Annotated in this window: 14 protein-coding genes; 6 read left to right on the top strand and 8 right to left on the bottom strand. The window is 32.7% G+C overall.

All coding sequences use genetic code 11. The annotated features are described in order from the left end of the window. Window position 1: 1 nt before the first annotated feature. The 4 genes from BM018_RS04925 (at window position 2) to BM018_RS04940 (ending at window position 6,745) form a co-directional block, all read left to right on the top strand. Window positions 2-1,258 (top strand): L-serine ammonia-lyase, iron-sulfur-dependent, subunit alpha, encoded by a 1,257-nt coding sequence (locus BM018_RS04925; protein WP_092319217.1) that lies wholly within the window; start codon window positions 2-4, stop codon window positions 1,256-1,258. Window positions 1,259-1,279: 21 nt separating this feature from the next. Continuing rightward, on the top strand, window positions 1,280-2,590 hold the full coding sequence (locus tag BM018_RS04930; protein ID WP_092319219.1) for a sugar phosphate nucleotidyltransferase: 1,311 nt from the start codon (window positions 1,280-1,282) through the stop codon (window positions 2,588-2,590). A 104-nt stretch (window positions 2,591-2,694) separates the two neighbouring features. Then, complete coding sequence (locus BM018_RS07615; protein ID WP_143280421.1) at window positions 2,695-4,740, top strand: methyl-accepting chemotaxis protein; 2,046 nt, start codon at window positions 2,695-2,697, stop codon at window positions 4,738-4,740. A 16-nt stretch (window positions 4,741-4,756) separates the two neighbouring features. Then, window positions 4,757-6,745 (top strand): methyl-accepting chemotaxis protein, encoded by a 1,989-nt coding sequence (locus BM018_RS04940; RefSeq protein ID WP_092319221.1) that lies wholly within the window; start codon window positions 4,757-4,759, stop codon window positions 6,743-6,745. On the opposite strand, the gene pgi is transcribed toward BM018_RS04940, so the two are convergent. Beyond that, window positions 6,746-8,407 carry a glucose-6-phosphate isomerase gene (gene pgi / locus BM018_RS04945; RefSeq protein ID WP_092319223.1) on the bottom strand — a complete coding sequence of 554 codons (1,662 nt, stop codon included), beginning with the start codon at window positions 8,405-8,407 and terminating at the stop codon, window positions 6,746-6,748. Between the two features lie 74 nt (window positions 8,408-8,481). On the opposite strand from pgi, the gene BM018_RS04950 reads away from it, so the two are divergent. Further along, a complete protein-coding gene (locus BM018_RS04950) occupies window positions 8,482-9,015 on the top strand; it encodes a CinA family protein (protein ID WP_159428188.1) in 534 nt (177 codons plus the stop codon). Here BM018_RS04950 and BM018_RS04955 read toward each other — a convergent pair. From BM018_RS04955 to BM018_RS04980, 6 genes are all read right to left on the bottom strand, one after another. Beyond that, a complete protein-coding gene (locus BM018_RS04955) occupies window positions 9,002-10,015 on the bottom strand; it encodes a Gfo/Idh/MocA family protein (RefSeq protein WP_092319227.1) in 1,014 nt (337 codons plus the stop codon). The genes BM018_RS04950 and BM018_RS04955 overlap by 14 nt on opposite strands. 943 nt (window positions 10,016-10,958) lie before the next feature. Continuing rightward, entirely contained in the window at window positions 10,959-12,125 is a 1,167-nt protein-coding gene (locus BM018_RS04960) for a DegT/DnrJ/EryC1/StrS family aminotransferase (RefSeq protein WP_092319229.1), read from the bottom strand. Between the two features lie 15 nt (window positions 12,126-12,140). Then, the gene (locus BM018_RS04965) at window positions 12,141-13,100 is read right to left on the bottom strand and encodes a GDP-L-fucose synthase family protein (RefSeq protein ID WP_092319231.1); all 960 of its coding nucleotides are present in this window, start codon (window positions 13,098-13,100) and stop codon (window positions 12,141-12,143) included. Then, window positions 13,093-14,172, bottom strand: coding sequence for a GDP-mannose 4,6-dehydratase (gene gmd / locus BM018_RS04970; protein ID WP_092319233.1), 1,080 nt, complete (start codon window positions 14,170-14,172; stop codon window positions 13,093-13,095). The genes BM018_RS04965 and gmd overlap by 8 nt, the downstream gene beginning before the upstream one ends. Window positions 14,173-14,182: 10 nt before the next feature. Next, on the bottom strand, window positions 14,183-14,959 hold the full coding sequence (locus tag BM018_RS04975; RefSeq protein WP_092319235.1) for a glycosyltransferase family 2 protein: 777 nt from the start codon (window positions 14,957-14,959) through the stop codon (window positions 14,183-14,185). A 23-nt stretch (window positions 14,960-14,982) separates the two neighbouring features. Further along, the gene (locus BM018_RS04980; protein ID WP_092319237.1) at window positions 14,983-16,998 is read right to left on the bottom strand and encodes a hypothetical protein; all 2,016 of its coding nucleotides are present in this window, start codon (window positions 16,996-16,998) and stop codon (window positions 14,983-14,985) included. A gap of 1,725 nt (window positions 16,999-18,723) precedes the next feature. Here BM018_RS04980 and BM018_RS04990 point away from each other — a divergent pair. Further along, window positions 18,724-19,068, top strand: a complete 345-nt coding sequence (locus tag BM018_RS04990; RefSeq protein WP_268751011.1) for a Panacea domain-containing protein — start codon at window positions 18,724-18,726, stop codon at window positions 19,066-19,068. 440 nt (window positions 19,069-19,508) lie between these two features. Here BM018_RS04990 and BM018_RS08305 read toward each other — a convergent pair whose 3' ends face one another. Then, window positions 19,509-19,706: a transposase gene (locus BM018_RS08305; protein WP_200778569.1), complete on the bottom strand. Its 198-nt coding sequence runs from the start codon at window positions 19,704-19,706 to the stop codon at window positions 19,509-19,511. Window positions 19,707-20,015: the final 309 nt, after the last annotated feature.

Raw genomic sequence — 20,015 nt, forward strand, 5'->3', positions numbered from 1 at the left:
TATGTATTCCTTGAGAGAATTATATAGGATTGGGTTTGGGCCGTCCAGCTCTCATACGATTGGTCCCTTTAATGCGGCTGTAACTTTCAGAAAACAATTTCCTGATGCATATACGTTTCGAGTTTCGCTGTATGGCAGTTTAGCAGCGACTGGAAAAGGACATTTTACGGATGGGGCGTTAAAGAAGGGGTTTGAAGGTGTGCCTCTAGTAATCGAGTGGTATCCAGAAGTTTGGCATGAGCAACATCCTAATGGTCTCTTATTAGAAGCTTTTGATAAAAATGGCCAGCTGATGGGATCGGAATTAATGTTTTCAGTGGGAGGAGGTGCAATTGTCAAGGAAGGGCAGAATTTAAGCGAAGGCATTCATGTTTATCCTCATAACAGTATGGATAATATTGTTGCGTATTGTAAAGATAAAAGTATACAGCTTTGGGAATATGTTGAGGAATTTGAGGGCCTAGAAATATGGGATTTCTTAGAAGAAATACGTATTACAATGATGCAGTCAATAGAAAACGGACTTAATAATAAAGATCAATATATGCCTGTTGCTATTCCATTGATCAGAAGAGCACCTACAATGTATGCAGCTGCTATGAGAGAATCTAATGCTAATATCAAAGAAAATAGTATTCTAATGGCGTATGCACAAGCGGTTTCGGAAGAAAATGGTTCGATGGGTCTTGTGGTTACAGCTCCGACGTGTGGTGCATGTGGTATTGTACCTGCTGTTTTACGATATTTGCAAGAATTTTATCTCCTTAGTGATCAAGATATACGTTATGCTTTGGCTGTTGCTGGGATTTTAGGATTGCTGGCGAAGCATAATGCTTCGATTTCGGGAGCAGAAGCTGGCTGTCAAGCAGAAGTTGGAGTTGCGTGTTCGATGGCGGCAGGTGCTGCAGCATTTTTGCTAGGGCATAATATTGATTATATTGAGAATGCTGCAGAAATTGCGATGGAACATCATTTGGGCTTGACTTGCGATCCTGTGGGTGGATATGTATTGATACCATGCATCGAGCGTAATGCCAATGGAGCAGTCCGGGCTCTTCAAAGTGCTTATTATGTCCGGCTGACTGGTGCAAACCATCTGATCAGTTATGATGAAGTGCTCAAAACAATGCTATCGACCGGCAAAGATATGCTTGAAGCCTACCGTGAAACAGCTTTGGGAGGACTTGCTAAAATTTACAGTGAAAAGGTTGATATTCCTTATCAGAAGGGTGTGATCAATCCGAAAAATTATTGCTAATTCAAGCAAATCGGGGCATCTATGGAACGTTATAATCGTATTCGCATGAGCGAAATTATGGGAATTATTTTGGCAGGTGGACAAGGTACACGCCTTGATCCTCTTACTAGGCATCGTTCTAAGCCAGCGGTGCCTTTTGGAGGAAGGTATCGTATTGTTGATTTTCCTATTACAAACTGCCTGCATTCTGGTATTCAGAAAATATTTGTGCTGACTCAGTTTCATTCGGCATCTCTCAATCAGCACATTACTCAAAGTTTTAAGTTTGATTTATTTCATGATTCTTTTGTTGATATTATTGCCAGCGAGGCTTCAAAAGACCCTTTAAGTGATGGTTTTTCACAAGGTACGGCTGATGCGGTTCGGAAAGGTATGCATCATATAAAAAGTATTCGTCATGTTAATTATGGTCTGATTTTGGCTGGTGATCAGCTTTACCGTATGGATTTCCGAGAACTGCGTAATATCCACTCAAAATATGATGCAGATTTGACGATTGGAGTGGTTGCTGTTCCTCGATCCCAAGCAGGAGCTTTTGGTATTGTTAAGGTCAATGAAAATCAACAAATACTGGATTTTTGGGAAAAACCTGGAGATGCTCAATTGGATTCTGATTGGTATATTCCACAAAATCTCAGAGAGCGTTATAATTTGCCTGAAGATATGGTTTTTGCTTCAATGAGTATGTATTTAATGAATCTTTGGTTGTTGGAAAGTATTCTCAACGAAAAACGGGAAATGATGGATTTTGGTAAAGAGATAATCCCTTTTATTATAAAGAATTATAAAGTTCAAGTAGCGGTTCATTATGGTTACTGGGAAGATATAGGCACGCTTGCAAACTTTTTGAAAGCCAATCTTGATCTTACTTATGAAGCGGATGGCTTTGATATTTATGATCCTGCATGGAATAATTTTTCGCGTCCTAGCTTGCTACCTCCGAGTTCGTTTAAGGACTGTGAAATTATTTCATCGATTATTGCGGATGGATCCCGCTTTCAAAAATGCACTATTAAAAATTGTGTTATTGGTCAACGTGCTGTCATTAGAGAAAATACTGTCCTCGAAAATACGGTTGTGATGGGTGCAGATTGGATTGAAACAGAGAATGAAAAAGATCAAAATCGATCAAACGATATTCCTAATATAGGAATAGGCAAGAATTGCATCATTAAAAATGCTATTATTGACAAAAATGCGCGTATCGGTGATAATGTTCAGCTGATTAATAAGGATAATCTTAATAATGTGTCTTCTGAATTATATGTAATTAGAGATAATGTTTTGGTGATACCAGCAAAAGCAGTAATTCCGGATAATTTTATTTTATAGTTTTTGATTTCTATGAAATTGTCAGTTGATATTATTTATAGTATTAGATATTTAAATTGCTGAAAAAAATCCGATAACTGTAATAATAGTCAAATGGAGGCTTCATGTTTAAGAAAAATCAAGACGATATTAATAAGTCTTCGGAATTTCAACATGTTATACCGCTAAGCATTAGAAAAAAAATGTGTTTTTCTTTAAACTTAGAACTTATTATTTTTGTCATATTTGTTGTTATTCCCGTTGCGATGCTACAAGAACTTTTTCTTGTCAAATCAGGTGGCCGTATGGAAAAATTTTATTCCACTTTTTGGCAGGAATTTCTTATTTATGCGCGCTATCATAATGTTTTTGGAGCATATGCTATTTTAGCAGTTTTTGCTTGTGTAGGACTACTGATATTTATGCAACCTATTAATAGATATCTTTTAACAGGAAAAAATATAAATGCAGCAAGAAAAAGAATTACTCATCCTTTTGTTGTTATTATAGGGTTTATTATTGTTTCTGTATTAAGTAATACAGTGAACTTGATAATGGATTATGAATATTTTTTTAGCATTCCTTTAAATTTAAAAATTTTAAGTTTTATTAACAGAGTAGCTTGGCAAATTCTTGTTAGTTATTTATTTATGTATTTTTTTCGGCTGAAAATTATTCCTGTTAAATATATGTTAGGATTGTTTCATCTTAAGAAAGATGAGAAACATCCTCTCAGTATGTATAAAGAGCAAATTATTGTTGGTTTATCATGTCTATCTTTATGTATTTTGCTGTCAGAAATTATTATGCTGATTCAAAATAATAAGAATATTTCGAATTTTTCTCTTTATCTCAAAAATATTGGCATTTGGGCATGGATCAACAGTATTACATTGACGATAGTGAGTACCTTAATGCTGTGGATCAATAGAGTTTCCGACCAGCGTATAAGAATATATCTCAATGATGAAACAGAATCGCTTATTCATACAGGTAATTTGAATATTCAAATGGTTTTTAATGATGCCGACAATGTAGGATATGTTATTTCTGACTTTAATGGATTTATTCAATCGCTTAAGCGTGATGTTCTTAAAATTGATGATGCAAGAAGAAAATTAGGTAATAGTAATGAGACATTGCGTGCAAATACGCATGGACTTATGGAAGCTTTGGAAAATCAAGAAAACAGTGTGTTAAAAATGAATTTTGCTACAGGAGCGGCCAGTAAGACCATACAAAATCTTGGAGAAGATGTGAATGCTCGTTATGCCAATTTATCCGAAGAATTGACTAATATTGAAGATCTCATTACCGGAACGGATAATATTATTTCAGTTTTTGAACAAATCGAGCATGAGCATCAATTAAGCCATCAATTTAGTCAAGATGGACAGAAATCTGTTTCTGCCTCACTTCAAAAGAGTATTTTGATGAACGAAAGGATTCGCGATATTGCAGATAAAATTCGTGAAGCTGGTCAGGAGACAGAAGGAATTGATGAAGTATTGAAAATTATTCAAAATATTTCTGAACAAACAAATTTGTTGTCGATGAATGCGGCGATAGAAGCTGCACATGGTGGTGCTTCAGGAACTGGTTTTGCGATGGTTGCTGGCGAAGTCCGAAAACTGGCTAACATGTCTCGTGAAGCGGTTGATAGAATAGCATCACGGCTGCTTTCTATTACACAGTTGATTCATGAGTCGTTTGATATTTCTTTACGTAGTCTTGCACTTGCTGACAATAATTCGCGAATTAGCAAGCAGCTGGGCGAATCCATGGAAAGAGTGCGTGTATCTTCAGAAATTTTATCTGAAATTACAAAAGAAGCATCTCCTATAACTCAAAATCAAGGTATATTAACAAAAAAATTTAAAGAGCTGGTTTATGAAGTCTTGGAGTTTTTACAACGCATTCAGGAAGAGCTACGCACTGAGAATTCTACTTCTGTAACCATGTCATTGAATTTTTCAAATATGACGCAAAATGTGAGAAAAGTCCGGACTGTATTATATGATATGGATTTGACTTTGGAACAGCTTACTATTATTGAAAAACGGTTAGCGAATGTGACTCAGGAATTTATTGTAGATAGTGAAACAGAACCTATGAATGATAAACTAGATATATTAAAATTAGCTCAATCTATTAATATCCCTGAAAAATAATATCTAAGAGAATTTTATGGAAAATATCAATAATAATATTATTATTACCCCTTATCAACGACGTCAAAATAAATTATTTATTATAAAAATAATTTTTATTCTTATCAGTTATCAAATATTTTTTGCATTACCTATTAATATAATACTAATCTTTTTATGGAATTATTTTGCGTTGTTTTCTGATTTGATTTTTTTCTTTCCCCGATTTTCATTAATTATTGGTACCACTACGACGATTCCTTTTACTTCATGGGAAATGAGTAGCCTACTATTCACTTTTTTAGTGCATTTACTTAATATTATTATGTATTTATTATATTTGATTCCTGTATTCCGTTATATTTATAATGGGCAAAATCCTAAAAAAGCTAAAAAACGTATGTTTGGTGGCTTTAGTATGTTATATGTGAGTGGTGCCTTTTTAATGCTTTTATGTTTTGGTACTTTGTACGTGCGTCCTGAAGTAGCCAATAAAGGGATAAATTGGTCTTATATAATAAATGATAATATATTTATTTTAATTTATTGGTTTGTTTTGACATTGTTGTATACATTTTTGTGTCGAATCATAACAATGCCAGTTCGTGAAAAATTAAATATTAAACATATGTCAAAAAGTGACCTTTCTTTTTTTGACAATGTTATGGGGTTTTTCCCTGTAATTTCGGTCTTCGGTAGTTTTATTGTGTTTTTTAAGAGAGTGTTAGATTTTCTTTTTTATTATGCAGAGATAAATGATGCCCGGATACCATCTTTGATGTCGCAATTTATTTGGATTTTAGCATTACTTTTTGTATTTATGATGATAACGGTATTATTAGTGATGGCAATACAGATTATAGAAGGAAAAACTTTATATCCTCTACAAAATCAATTTGTTTCTCTTTCCAAAGGCGGTGCCGATTTAACACATCGTTTTAATATTAATTCAGAAGGTATTTGGGGGATTATTACGTCGAATTTTAACTTATTTTTAGAAAAGTTCCAGCGTCAAATTATAAGACTTAAACAAGCCGCTGATGAAATTCTCAAAGGAACTGAAAGTTTGACCAATAATTTTAATGTAATTTCTCAGTCCACCAAAATTCAAAACGAAGAATTAGCTCCACTAAGCAATTCTGTAGATAGTATCGCTTTGGGAATGCGTAGTTTGATTGCTGATGTGCGTGAAAAATATAATGATACGTCATCTAATCTTCAATACATCGATAATATATCGAATGGCATCGAAAAAATTATTCAATTGTTTCAAAGTATAAAAAAACAAAGTTCGCATAGTTTGTCGACGGCTAGTATGGTAATGCGTCAAATTCAAGAGTCATTAGAAAAAAGTACTCAAATGAATCAAGCTATGACGTTGATCAGTAAAAAAATCCAAGATGCGGGCCGTGAAGCAGAACATATTGATGAAATATTAGTATTAATTCAAGATGTTTCGGAGCAAACAAATATTCTATCGATCAATGCTGCTATTGAAGCTGCTCATGCAGGAGATGCAGGTAAAGGTTTTGCTATTGTGGCTAATGAAGTACGTACGTTAGCTACTGAATCAGGAAAAGCTGTAGAACATATTTCAAGAAAGTTAGTGGATATCCAACAAATTATCCGCAGTTCGGTAGAAATGACAGTTTTTGCTGAACAGGTAACAAATGAAAATAGTATTCTGGTTGATGAAACTTATCACGTGATCCAAAAAATGATCCAACAGTTTCAAAAGTTAGGTAATATTACAGATAGTGCTTCTGTTATTACTGCTCAACAAGGCACTATTACGAGGAATTTTCGTAATCAAGTGAGAGTATTGATGATATTTTTTGAAAATCTTAGGGACTCGATGATTAGTCAGGAAAGCGCTTTTGACGATCTTACACTTACTGTAAAAATATTAAGAGAATCGTTTGAAGAAATTAGTATTTTTAATGAAAAAGTGCAGCAATCGGTTCAAGAAGTCGCAAAAACAGAGCAGATTTTAACAGATACAGTTTCTGTATTTAAAGTGGAATAGCTATTGCCGAATTTTTTTATAAGTGTTGATTAAGCCATTAGTCGATGAATCATGAGTATGGATAGGGATATTATCTTTTAATTCTGGTAATATTTTGTTTGCTAATTGTTTTCCTAACTCTACTCCCCATTGATCAAAGCTAAAAATATTCCATATGATTCCTTGCACAAAAATTTTATGTTCGTACATGGAAATAAGCGCTCCTAGCGTATAAGGTGTAAGCTCTTTAAATAAAAATGAAGTAGTAGGATGATTCCCAGTGAACTCTTTGAATGGAGCTAATTTTTCTGCTTGGTTTTTATTGATACCTGATGCTTCTAGTTCTGCAAGCGCTTGATTTTTTGTTTTGCCAACCATTAAAGCTTCTGTTTGAGCAAAAAAGTTTGCCAATAGAATTTCATGATGATTACCTATCGGATTAAGACTTTTTGCAGGTGCAAGAAAATCACAAGGAATCATTTTTGTGCCTTGGTGGATCAACTGATAAAAAGCATGCTGTCCATTGGTTCCTGGTTCTCCCCAAATAATAGGACCTGTTTGGTAGGAAATGGCTTGACCATCGCGGTTAATGGATTTACCGTTGGATTCCATATCGCCTTGTTGAAAATAAGCAGCAAAACGATGCATATATTGATCATAGGGTAAAATAGCATGAGACTCCGCATGAAAAAAATTATTGTACCAGATTCCCAACATCGCTAAGATAACCGGGATATTTTTATTAAAAGGTGTATTTCTAAAATGTTGGTCCATTGCATAAGCACCATCCAGGAGCTTGCGGAAGTTTTCAAAGCCAATCGCTAAAACAATAGACAAGCCAACAGATGACCATAAAGAGTAACGACCACCGACCCAATCCCAGAATATAAACATATTATCTAAATTAATACCAAAATCGGATACTTTTTGGCTATTTGTTGACACTGCAACAAAATGTTTTTCAATAGCGGATGGATTATCTATCTGTTGGAGAAACCAAGCTTTAGCACTATTGGCATTAGTCATCGTTTCTTGAGTGGTAAAAGTTTTCGATACAATAATGAATAGAGTAGTTTCTGGATCCATATTTTTCAAAGTTTCAACAAGATGTGTGCCATCAATATTGGAAACAAAATATATTTTTAAATGATTGGCATAATGTTTGAGTGCTTCTGTAACCATCACAGGTCCCAAATCTGAACCGCCAATCCCAATATTAACAATAGATTGAATCGATTTTCCTGTGTATCCTTTCCATGTCCCTGAAATAACTTGATCAGAAAATTCTTTCATTTTATTGAGGGCAGTGTGAACTTTAGGAATGATATTTTCTCCGTCTACCATAATAATATGGTCTTTAGGCGTTCGTAATGCCGTATGTAAGACAGATCTATTTTCTGTTGCGTTTATTTTATCACCGGAAAACATTTTATTTATAGCATCGGAAAGGTGGACTTCTTGGGCGAGTTCAGAAAAAAGATTTATAGTTGTATCGTTGATAAGATTTTTTGAATAATCAACAAGCAAATTATCCCATTGTATATGAAATTTTTCAAAACGATTAGGGTTCCGGCTATCTTCTTGACGGAATAAATCGCATAATGATGTTTTTTTCATATGCTGAAAATGGCTTTCTAGAGCCTGCCATGATTTTGTTGTGAGTGGATTTTTATTGATAAGCATAATCAGACTCCTTAAAATATATTTTAATTATAACTTTTTTTATTAACAAATACAAATTTAGGATGGAGAGTATTATGATACAAGAAGTGAGCAAAGAAATAGTGGAATTATTTTCAGCTAGCGGTAAAACTATATTTACTGCAGAAAGCTGCACTGCTGGATTGATTTGTGCTAGTGTTGCTAGTGTTGATGGGGCTTCAAAAGTGTTGTTAGGAGGAATTATTGCTTATGATAATATTATTAAAACTTCAATATTAGGAGTTCCGGAAAAGATTCTTCAACAGGATGGTGCGGTAAGTTTTTCTTGTGCGCAAAGTATGGCAGAAAATGCCTTAAAGAAATCTGGGTCATCTTATGGTATTTCTGTAACTGGGATTGCCGGACCAACTGGGAGTACTCCTGAAAAACCTATTGGTACGGTATTTATTGGGATTGTTAATCAAAAGGAAGGATGCTTATACAAATATTTATTTACTGGAGGTAGAAATGTAATTAGAGAAAAAACTGTATTAACTGTTTTCAAATTACTTATTGCATGGGAAAAAAGTCAAGATATTTCTAGTAATTTATATGAAGTACAAGAAATAAGATCATTTATTTTGCTATAGATATAGATAATTTTTGTTGTCGGGCAATATCTTTAAGAATTTCGGCTGCTATTTCCATAGTATATAAATTAGAGTGAGAATCCCAGAGAATGTTTTTAAATTCTTCAGCATTACTTTTACCATTAGTGGCAGCGATAAAATATTCAAGTTCGAGTTTAAGAGGATTTTCTTTATGGACAAATACGCGGTCGATTAAATTTTCTTCTCTATATTTTATTGTACCTTGAGATACAGAATATTCGCTATCAGGATTACGATATATCATAAGATCTTGGGAAGAATAATCGAGATAAATAAAACTGTCTTTTTGTGAGATAGACATCGTTCGGGCTTTGAAAGAAGAGACTCTACTGGCTGTTAAATTAGCAACGACACCATTCTCGAAATATAATGATGCTAATGCATAATCTTCGAATTGTGTAATGACGCTTTGACCAGCAGCAGATACTTCTCTTACTTTTGAGTTAGCAAAGGATAAAATTAAATCGATGTCATGAATCATTAAATCGAGAACAACTCCAACATCTAAAATGCGAGATACTGAACCAATTCTTTGAGTTTGAAAGTAGAAAGGATGATCTAATAAATTCCTAATTTCTTGTACTGCTCCATTAAAGCGTTCTACGTGTCCAAGGTGCATTATAAGATTTTTTTTGCGAGCTGTTTCATCCATTTCGCGAGCATGTTCTATAGTATCTGTTATCGGCTTTTCTACCAAAACATGGCAATTACATGCCAATGCTTCCATTGTATATTCATAATGAAGATATGTTGGTACAGCAATGACAACAGCATCTGCATTAGAAAGTAATTCTTGATAAGTATTACAATAGATAACATTATATTCTTGAGCTGTTTTTTGGGCTTGTTCTTTATTGATATCAAAAATAAAAACGTTTTTTACATCTACAATTTGGGTCAAAAGGTTAACATGATATCTTCCCATATGACCTACACCGGCAATTCCAATGTTTAATTTCTTGTTGTACGATATATCCATTATTTACTCCATTGCTCTTTAGGATTTTACTTGCTATTATAGCATATTTTTTTTATTTTTCAAAGTATTTTTGTTTATATATCAAAATATAGTAAATATACACTTATTTGTCAAATGTTTTTGCAGTTGAAAAAACAAGTATTAAGGATAGAATATCATCATATTTTGATGATTCATATATCCTTTTAACGGCTGATTAACTAAACACTGTATTATACATAAATTAATAAGAGTTAACTTCCATATGGAATATGTTGGCTGTTTGTATGCGAAAATTGTATGAAAAATAAATATCTCTAATGATAAATGATTGATTTAAAATTATTCAGGGAAATCCAATATTATTGATATTAAAAAAATTTTTTTGTTAATTTCACTACTTATTCTGTTGAAAGAAATTATAATCTAACGGATTAGAAGAATAAGTTGTAAATCTTTTTTGTAATTCGGATACTTTATTCTCTAATACAAAGAGTTACAAGAGAAAACTGGAGAAATTAACCAAAAAATAAATGATGATGTAGTATTTTTTGTAAAATTATTATGCTATTACTCACTAAAATAAGATAAATGTACTGATTTTACTTGATTTTTCAAATATTTCAGCGAAGTCATCAAAGTTTTAACATTTAAATTTGATTGTAAAGATTAATTCAATATGTCTAGACTTTTTAGCTTTAAAGATAATGTAAAAGAAAATCACAGACATCTGAGATCTTGATTACAACAGGATTTCTCATATTGAGATAAACTATTTTTTAATTTGAATATAATTCCTAGCTCTCAGATATAAAAAAATTTTCCTGCAAAATTTTTGCACAAAATCCTTAAATTCTGTTTTGTATTCAAAGAATAATCTATTTTTGACGAAGTCTATAATTATATTATATTTGGTTTTCTAATTTTTCTAGTAAAGAAGTATCATTCAAAAATTATATTTATTTTAAAGAAAATCAGCCAATAATTTTTTCAGATAGTCTAGCTTTTCACGGATATCATATTGATGGTTCCCAATAAAAAATCCGTATTTATCAAGAATGTTTGCATTGGAAAGTTTATTATGGATTTCATAGTCAAAAAATCTCAAAACTTCATTTTTAGCAAAATTCCCAGCAACAATTGGACGACTTTCAATCTGAGCTTCTGTAAGTTTTTTTATTAAATCTAAACGATTTAAGCCACTTTCAGGCTTGATAATTAAAGAAAAGCCAAACCAACTCGAAGTTCCGATTTCTTTTTGAATATAAAAGCGATCATCATTTTCAAAAATCTTTGTAAAGTAAGCAGCATTTTTTCGACGTTCTTTAATAAATTGAGGTAGTTTTTTTAATTGTTCGATTCCAACTGCACCTTCCATTTCAATCGGCCGAACATTATAGCCAGGAAGAATAAAACGAAAACTCTCCTCAAAAGCATTATCTGATTTTATGCAAAGTTTATTTTCTTTAGGAAGATTTCTAGTCCATCCATGAGCGCGTAAGCTCAACAAAATATGGTAAAGCTCTTCATCATCCGTACAAATAGGTCCTCCTTCCATAGTTGCCATATGATGAGAAAAAAATGTAGAATAAGATCCCATCAAACCAATAGTACCTGCCATTTTTCCTTGGAACTCTGCTCCAAGAGCTTCACAGTTATCTTCTATTAAATAGATATTCTTACCGGAAATCATTTTTTGAATGGTTTCATAGTCATTAGGGTTACCCAAAAGATTGACCGCCATAATCAAACGAGTCCTATCAGATATGGCATTTTGTAGAGCATTAAGATCGTAATTGAGCGTATGAATATCTACATCCACGAATTTTAATTTCAATCCGTATTGATACAAAGGATAATATGTTGTTGGCCATGATACAGCAGGCACAATAACTTCATCCTTTATTTTTAGGGGATTGTCGTTTTTATAAAATAAAGCAGCTATCATCAATAAATTGGCTGAAGATCCTGAATTTGTAAAGACACAGTATTTACTGCGATTATATGCAGCAAAATCTTGTTCAAATTGAGAAACTTTTTCACCCATAGTATACATGCCTTTTTCTAAAACAGAAAGGATTGCATTTTTTTCTGCTTCATCCCATGTTAAACTAGCTAATTCATACTTCATAGATAATCCTTTATCTTATATTTTATGAGCAGTACCAAGAGTGTTGTTGGACAAACGCTCTAAAAAATCAGCATAACTCTTTTTAAGGCCGACCTTTAAAGAGGTAGATGCTTTCCAGCCAAGAGAATAAATACGGGAACTGTCCATGAGTTTTCTAAGCATCCCATCGGGTTTGGATGTATCGAATATGATTTTTCCAGTATAGCCGACAATATCAGCAATTAATACAGCGAGATCAGAAATAGAAATATCTTCATTAGTTCCAATATTAATGTGCATTTCATCCGAATAATGATTCATAGCAAAAATAACACCATCAGCATAGTCATCCGAGTAAGTGAATTCCCTTCGAGCTTTGCCAGAACCCCATACAATTACTTCAGAAATTTGGTTTATTTTTGCTTCATGAAAACGCCGAATAAGAGCCCCAATAACATGAGAACTTTTGAGATCATAATTATCATTAGGTCCGTAAAGGTTAGAAGGCATTGCAGAAATAAAGTTGCAGCCGTACTCCCTACGATAATATGAACATAGTTTAATTCCAAGAATTTTAGAAAGAGCATATCCTTCATTAGTTGGCTCAAGAAGACCGGTCAGAAGATATTCTTCTTTTATTGGTTGCGGACATTCTTTTGGGTAAATGCATGAAGAGCCTAAATAGACCAATTTTTTAACTTGGGCTTTATGTGCAGAAGAAATAACATTCATTGTCATAAGGGAGTTGTTATAGAGGAATTCGACCGGCTTTGCTATGTTTGCTGCAATTCCGCCAACCATTCCAGCACACATAAAAACATATTCAGGATTATGTTCAAGGAAAAAAGCTTCAGTAGCTTGCTGATCAATTAAATTAAGTTCTGAAGAGGTACGAAAAAGTAGATTTGTATACCCAAGCTCTGTTAATTTTCTTATAATTGCAGATCCAGCCAGTCCTCTATGACCGGCAATGTATATTCTGGCATTTTTATGCATTTTGTTTTCCTGCAATTTCCAGAGCTTTTTTTCTAGATAATTTAATATCATTTTCAACCATACGACGGACTAACTCATCAAAAGGTGTTTGTGTAGGATTCCATCCTAATTCTTTTTGAGCTTTGGAAGGATCGCCGAGCAATTGTTCAACTTCAGCCGGCCGGAAATATTTAATATCAATATCTACTAATATCTTACCAGTGGCTGCATCATAACCTTTTTCATCAATACCTGAGCCTTTCCATTTTATTTCAATTCCTGCAGCAGCAAAAGCCTTAGTACAAAATTCCCGGACACTATGCATTTTGCCTGTCGCAAGAACAAAATCGTCGGCATAATCAAGTTGAAGTATTTTCCACATTCCTTTAGTGTAGTCGGGAGCATATCCCCAATCCCTCAAGGCATCAAGGTTACCTAAGGAAATTTTATCTGCAATACCTGCTAAAATATCTCCGACCCCCATCGTAATTTTTCTGGTGACAAAAGTTTCTCCACGGCGTTCACTTTCGTGGTTGAATAAAATTCCATTAGAAACATGTATTCCGTAAGATTCACGGAAATTTTTTGCAATCCAAAATGCATATTGCTTTGCCACTCCATAAGGAGAACGAGGATAAAAAGGAGTGGTTTCTTTTTGGGGCACTTCTTGAACCTGTCCGTAAAGCTCGGAAGTAACAGCATTATATATTTTTATATTTTTCCCCAATTTGAGGGCCCGCACTGCTTCAAGTAAACGAAGTGTCCCCAAAGCAATACTGTCAGCAGTATATTCCGGTATTTCAAAAGAAACTTTAACATGAGATTGCGCTCCAAGATGATAGATTTCATCAGGTCTAATTTGATCTAGAAGAAGGAAAATACTAGTAAAATCGGTAAGATCCCCGTAATGAAGTTTAAGATTTGTTGATTTATGCTGCAGTATTTTATCAAAATACAAATACTCGATACGGCCTGTATTGAAACTAGAAGCACGACGAATCATTCCATGAACTTCATAGCCTTTGTCTAATAATTGCTCTGCCAAGTAAGACCCGTCTTGCCCTGTAATTCCTGTAATAAAAGCTATTTTCATTAAAATTCCCTTATTTTGGATTATAGCAACCAAATGCTACTTTAAGTAATTGGATTATGATATGAAAATTACCATTCCAATTTATTTTTGTAGGTGTTGGACCATATTTTGGATAAATTCTTGATTGAGGAATTTCTGTTACTTTATATCCTAATTTAGGAACACGCGAAGCAATATACCACTGGATTTCCCATGTGACAAAACAATCTCGAAACAAATCCAATCGTGTATCTTTTAATATTTCGATAGAAAATCCTCGAAATGCGCTCATTGTTTCGGTATATTTTACTCCGGAAACTAATGACAACAAGGGATTTGAGAAAAATTTAATCGCTAAAAGCCGTGCTAAAGGGGTATTTTTATGATACCCGCCTTTCATGAATCTCGACCCTTGAACGAAATGAAAGCCTTCTTTGAGTTTTTGCACAAATTGAGGCACAATTTCAACGTTATCTTTATTATTTCCATCAATTGTCACTACATACAAATAATTATCTTCGACGGCTTTTGCAAATCCGGTTCTATATGCTCGTCCTTGACCTTTTTCGAGAATCGTTATCACACCTCGAACCCCCATGTTTTGCAGAAATTCTTTATCTATTGAACCGTCTGTTGTACCTCCATCCATTAAAATAATATCCACTTGTGTATTCACATTGTGTTGTTTCAAAGTTTTCAATTCATTTTGAATTCTTTCTCCTTCATTCCAAGTCGGTATAAGCAATAGAGATTCAGAACGCTTAGGGAATAATTCAAAAAATGAATGGTTAGGAACGTGTTTTTTCATTTATTGTCCTCATGAATACCATTTTAAATCGTTGCCATCATTTCATCTTTGATGATCAGATAAGCTTTAGTTCCGTTTTTTTTTAACGATAAACTAAAAGGTCCACCAGGATTATTACTAGGAATCATCTTATAGAGATGATATTTTGATTGATCCGTAATGAAAGTTAACGAAACAGGTTCAATTCTTGGAATTTCTGGATTAGATGCTGACAAAGTCTGTTCTTCAGAAAAAGCCAGATAAAATGTGTAATCTGATCGAGCTAAAACAGTAAAATTTTCCTCTGAAATCTCATATACTAATGCTCCTGAAAGTTCAGGAGAATGCGTTGTGAGTTTTTCATTGTGGTACGAGAGCACTCCATTTTCTTGAATAAGCGCTGTATCGGATATTTTAGGTTTGCTTGGTAAAGAGTCATGAATTAATCTGGTAAGTTGGCCAGGATTTCTAGACCAATAGAAAATTTGTTTCCATGCTATATCCGAAAGGTATGTACGTGTTATTTTGTCTTGATAGGAAAATCCTAGAAATCCATAGCTATAACTTTTCCATTCAGTATTCCTGTAATTGTAATTACTGCCAACATACAAATCATTTAAAGCAGAAAAAGGGTATTTTTTATTAAGGTAGTATGAACCAATAATACAGAAAAATCCCATGGATACTAAAAAAACACTTTTTTTAGTGTAAGGAATATATTTTTTTATGTTTTTGAAGACAACAAGAAATGCAGTGCCTATAAAAAACGTTGAAAAATCACCTGGAATCCGAAGAAGAAGTCTTGACATTAATAACATTCCAAACAATAATAGCATATTTTCAGAGATTTTGTACACTTTAGGATTCTTTTGACCCGGATAAACTTTGAGGAAAGACAGTATACAACACATAATAAAATATCCAGCTGTTAAGTAAAGACCTATATCTTTAATACGATTATTAGGAGAGGCATGTCCAGTTTCTAGCGACATTGATATTTGTCCAAAGCCATAAGAAAAAATATATGTAGTCAAAAATATATGAATCCCTTTTCCCAAACTTAAAAGTAGGAGCATGGGTACGAAAAATATTATAGAGAATAATATTAATCTATTTACATAATAGGCAAACGAAGGAAATTCATCCAAATACTTTCGACTTATAAAAGCAAGTATGATTTGGAAAGATAGAAAAATTGGAAAAATTGCATATAAAATGCCCATATGTTTTGAGCTCAATGTTTGCATAAAGGCACTGGGAAGTATTTTATTGGTAACAGTCATAAAAAATAATAACAGAAGAGTAACTAGAACAAAAATGAAATAGAGTATAGAAAAAATAATACTCTGATTTGCTTCTTTTGAGGAGATATTGAAAGATTGTTTTAAGGATTTGCTGTGAAGATAGTATGTAAAGGCAACCAGAACAACACCAGGAAGAAATATTAGTTTGGTTATGAAGGCAGCCCCTGACAAAAATCCTGTAGCAAGAATGAATCTTTTTTTTTGAGTTTCGGCAGCATATAAAGACACGAACATTGCTGCAGCCCAAAGCATAAACCCCATAGATTCATAACGAATAGTAGTAATCGTATATGCGATATTTGAATATCCGGAAAAAACAGCATAACATATAAACAAAGACAAAACAATACGATATTGTAGTGAAGTCTCTTTGATGTCATCTTTAAACAATTTACAGAAAAACATATAGAGAAATCCAAATCCAATAAAAATATAAGAGATTCTTAAAATCAATAAAAACCAGGCCATTTCAGCCAAACCCGGATAAGGATTTAAAGAGAAAAGAAGTTCTGACATAGTTGTTATATTTAAAAGTTTAAATAGTTTTACAAAAGGAAAAATAATCCAATATTCAAAAAATAAAGGAAAAGCATTCGGATGAAAAAGATGTTCCGGCATCATTCTACTATTTATAAGTAAACTGTCTATTGTAAATAAAAAAGTAGAATCCCAATTCATATAATAAGGAAATTGTTCCTTAAAGAAAAAAGTTAATGTCATAACTATGGGAGAAATTAAAATAAAAAAGCGATTCATAAGATTTACCCTCTATTATCTAAAATTAAAGCAGTCTGTACTAGATACACATTTTTATTCTGGATTTTGGATCGATTTATCGTTTGTATTTTTATATATTTATTACTAATCAAATGATTTACTTTTATGTTCTTATTCACACTACAGTAATAGAAAATCTTGTTTAGTGTAAAAGATTGTCATATTGCATCTTATTCTGCAATTAATTCGATCTCCTTATCTTATATATTTCGAGTATTGTTAACTAAAAATAAATTATATATGTAATTATGCCAATATCATTTCGAACAAACTACAGAGAAAATTAATCAACATAAAAATTCAAGTATTAAGTTTATTTTTACCTATAAGAGGAAACATAAATGATAAAAAGCGAATGCTAATTTTTCATTTTTATTTCTTTTTGATAAATAAAATATATTCAATTAATAGCATATACCCTATTTATAGAAAGAGTTTAAAATAAAAAAGCTCATAGGGTTGCATGCTGCTTGCCCTTTAGAGCTATGATTAACCATATATCCGATAGGACATACAAACCGCTATGAGCGTTGTAATTAAATCCTTTTTCAGGATATATGGTATATGTTTGAAATATATGTAGTGCAGTAATCTAGTCTAAAGGGTAAGCAAATATATTCTAAAATAGAAATAATTTTTTGTCAAGACATATTATTTAATCAATTTTTATTATATTGGAAATATAACGCTATTGACTAATAAAACTAATGGAATGGAAAAATAAACCTCTCATCTTATTTTGGATGAAGGGATTATTGTGATTAAGGATTGGATTTAGGTAGAGAGCAAGAAAGATACTGTGAGTTTTTAGACCAATCAATATTAGAGATAGTACGATAACTCGCATACAATTGATCGAATGTAGAAGTGTTTTGCGCGTTGCTTACTTCCTGGGCAGTAGGATTTGTTTTATATTCAGCTTTCATTAATTTATTATCCGCTGTTAAAATTACTCCGTAATAATGTAGATAAGAGCCTGCAGGTTTTGTGTATATTGCATTTGTTTCTGTGATAAACAGAATACATATTATAAATGTTATGTTTAACTTCCTGATAAAAGTAACCGTCGGGATTGATTACAGAATTGGTATCCGAGGGCTTTCCTTCTGCAATAATTAACATTTTGAATTTCATTGGTTTTTTCTCCTAATTTTAATGTCCCAATTCCAACGGTACTAATAATTAAGGAAGTCTATTATTCATAACCAGTCCCTAAGAAAAAATTCAAACACACAATGAGTTTTTAAAATACAAAAAAGCCCACAGATTTGTACGTTTGAACAACCTTTATGAGTTATGAAATACTCCATCTCTTCACTTCTGAACGTACAAATTGCTGTAGGCAAGCTGATAGCATTCGATCCCGTGAAGATATGGTACGTCTGAAATAGAGATACATGGAGTAAAGTTTCAAGTAAAGGTTGTTCGATAATATTCTATATCGAATTTTGAATATTGTCAAGAGGTGTTTTATATCTGTTTTAGTGAAAAAATATCTATAAATTAAGTAATCCTTTAAGAAGGATGATAATTCCCATGATATGATTATTGCTGACAAAATTTGAATAGTTTATTAAAATTTAGAATAACTTTATTATAACACAAGAGGGTTATAATAGGAGAAATATTATGGGTACAGCATAATCAGCAACACAAATAGCAAAAGCTATCATTAAAGAAACAAAAAACAAGATTATTAGATTAATATTACAAAAGCTTCAAAAACTTCTTTATATGGTTTATGGTATTTACTTGGTAGAGCATGAGGAAGGATTATTTGATGAAAAGCCTGTATGCGATAATTACGGGCCTTTATCCCTTTCAACTTATAAAGAGCATAATCAAGGAAATCTAGATATTTCAATAGATTTCAAAGATTATAATGATGTTCAAGATGAAATAATTAATGATACCATTGAACGTGTTGTAGAAGTTTTCGGAAAATTTAAGGTATCAACTTTATACGATCGGTCTCATAGAGAAAGCGGAGCTTGGCTAAAACAAGAGAAAAATTCAAAAGTAAGGCTGCGACAGAGATTAATGATGTAAAACAGGAATTTAATGAGTTTATGGATAATTAATGGAGAATAAGAAAAAGAAAGCTGGTTTTCAAGAAATAGGATGATGAACTGAAACGCCGCGAGAAAGAGTTATCAGAAAGAAGACACGGTATTTTTAGAAATTTATTTTGTTTTGTACAACCAATAACCAATCCTATAACTTTATAGATTAGTATCGATATGTATATTTTTGTAATTTATCCTGTAAGTTTATTAAATATTGAAATACAATGGTAGGGAATTTTCCTATATCAAAAAGTTTTGCATTAACTGTATCAATATTAGATAGAGTTGGATTATTTTTATTAGGCGCATTAGTGAACTATGTTTTTATGAAAATTATGCTCAAAAACATCGACTGAGTAAAATCTCAAAAGCGCCCTCATCCTGATGATTATAACGTAAGGCGAATTCGTCGATGATATATCTTTAAGGGTATTTCAGGGAAATATGATGATAAATGCTGGAAATACCCCTTTTCAATATTGCCCAGAAGGATTCTATAGAATTTGTATGAATATTATTTTTTGGAAATTCGAATTTATGGTTTATTATCTGACGGAAGAATCTAAGGTCTTGGTTTAAGATGTTAAGAGAAGTTTGATTTGAGACTATTATAAGAATGATTTGAGACCTGAATGAAGCTAGACGCTGACGAGCTTAAGAGGTAATTTAAGAGGAAAAACCTCGGACATCTAAGACTTGAAGAAGCTGTATCTTGCCTGAACGCCCCATAACCTTATTAAACTTAAGGATGGGGCGTTTCTTAATTCCAGTTTAATTCCCGACCCTGCGACATTTAAAAAAATGATTGATTTTGAGGCTTAACCGGCGACATTTTTCCTAAGTGTTTGTATTTCTTTGCTTTAGGATGATAGTGATGATGGCTCGGATCCAACGTTCTTTGATTTTGAATTCTTGTGAGAGGTCGGAATA

Source organism: Brevinema andersonii, from assembly GCF_900112165.1.
Classification (GTDB): Bacteria; Spirochaetota; Brevinematia; order Brevinematales; family Brevinemataceae; genus Brevinema; species Brevinema andersonii.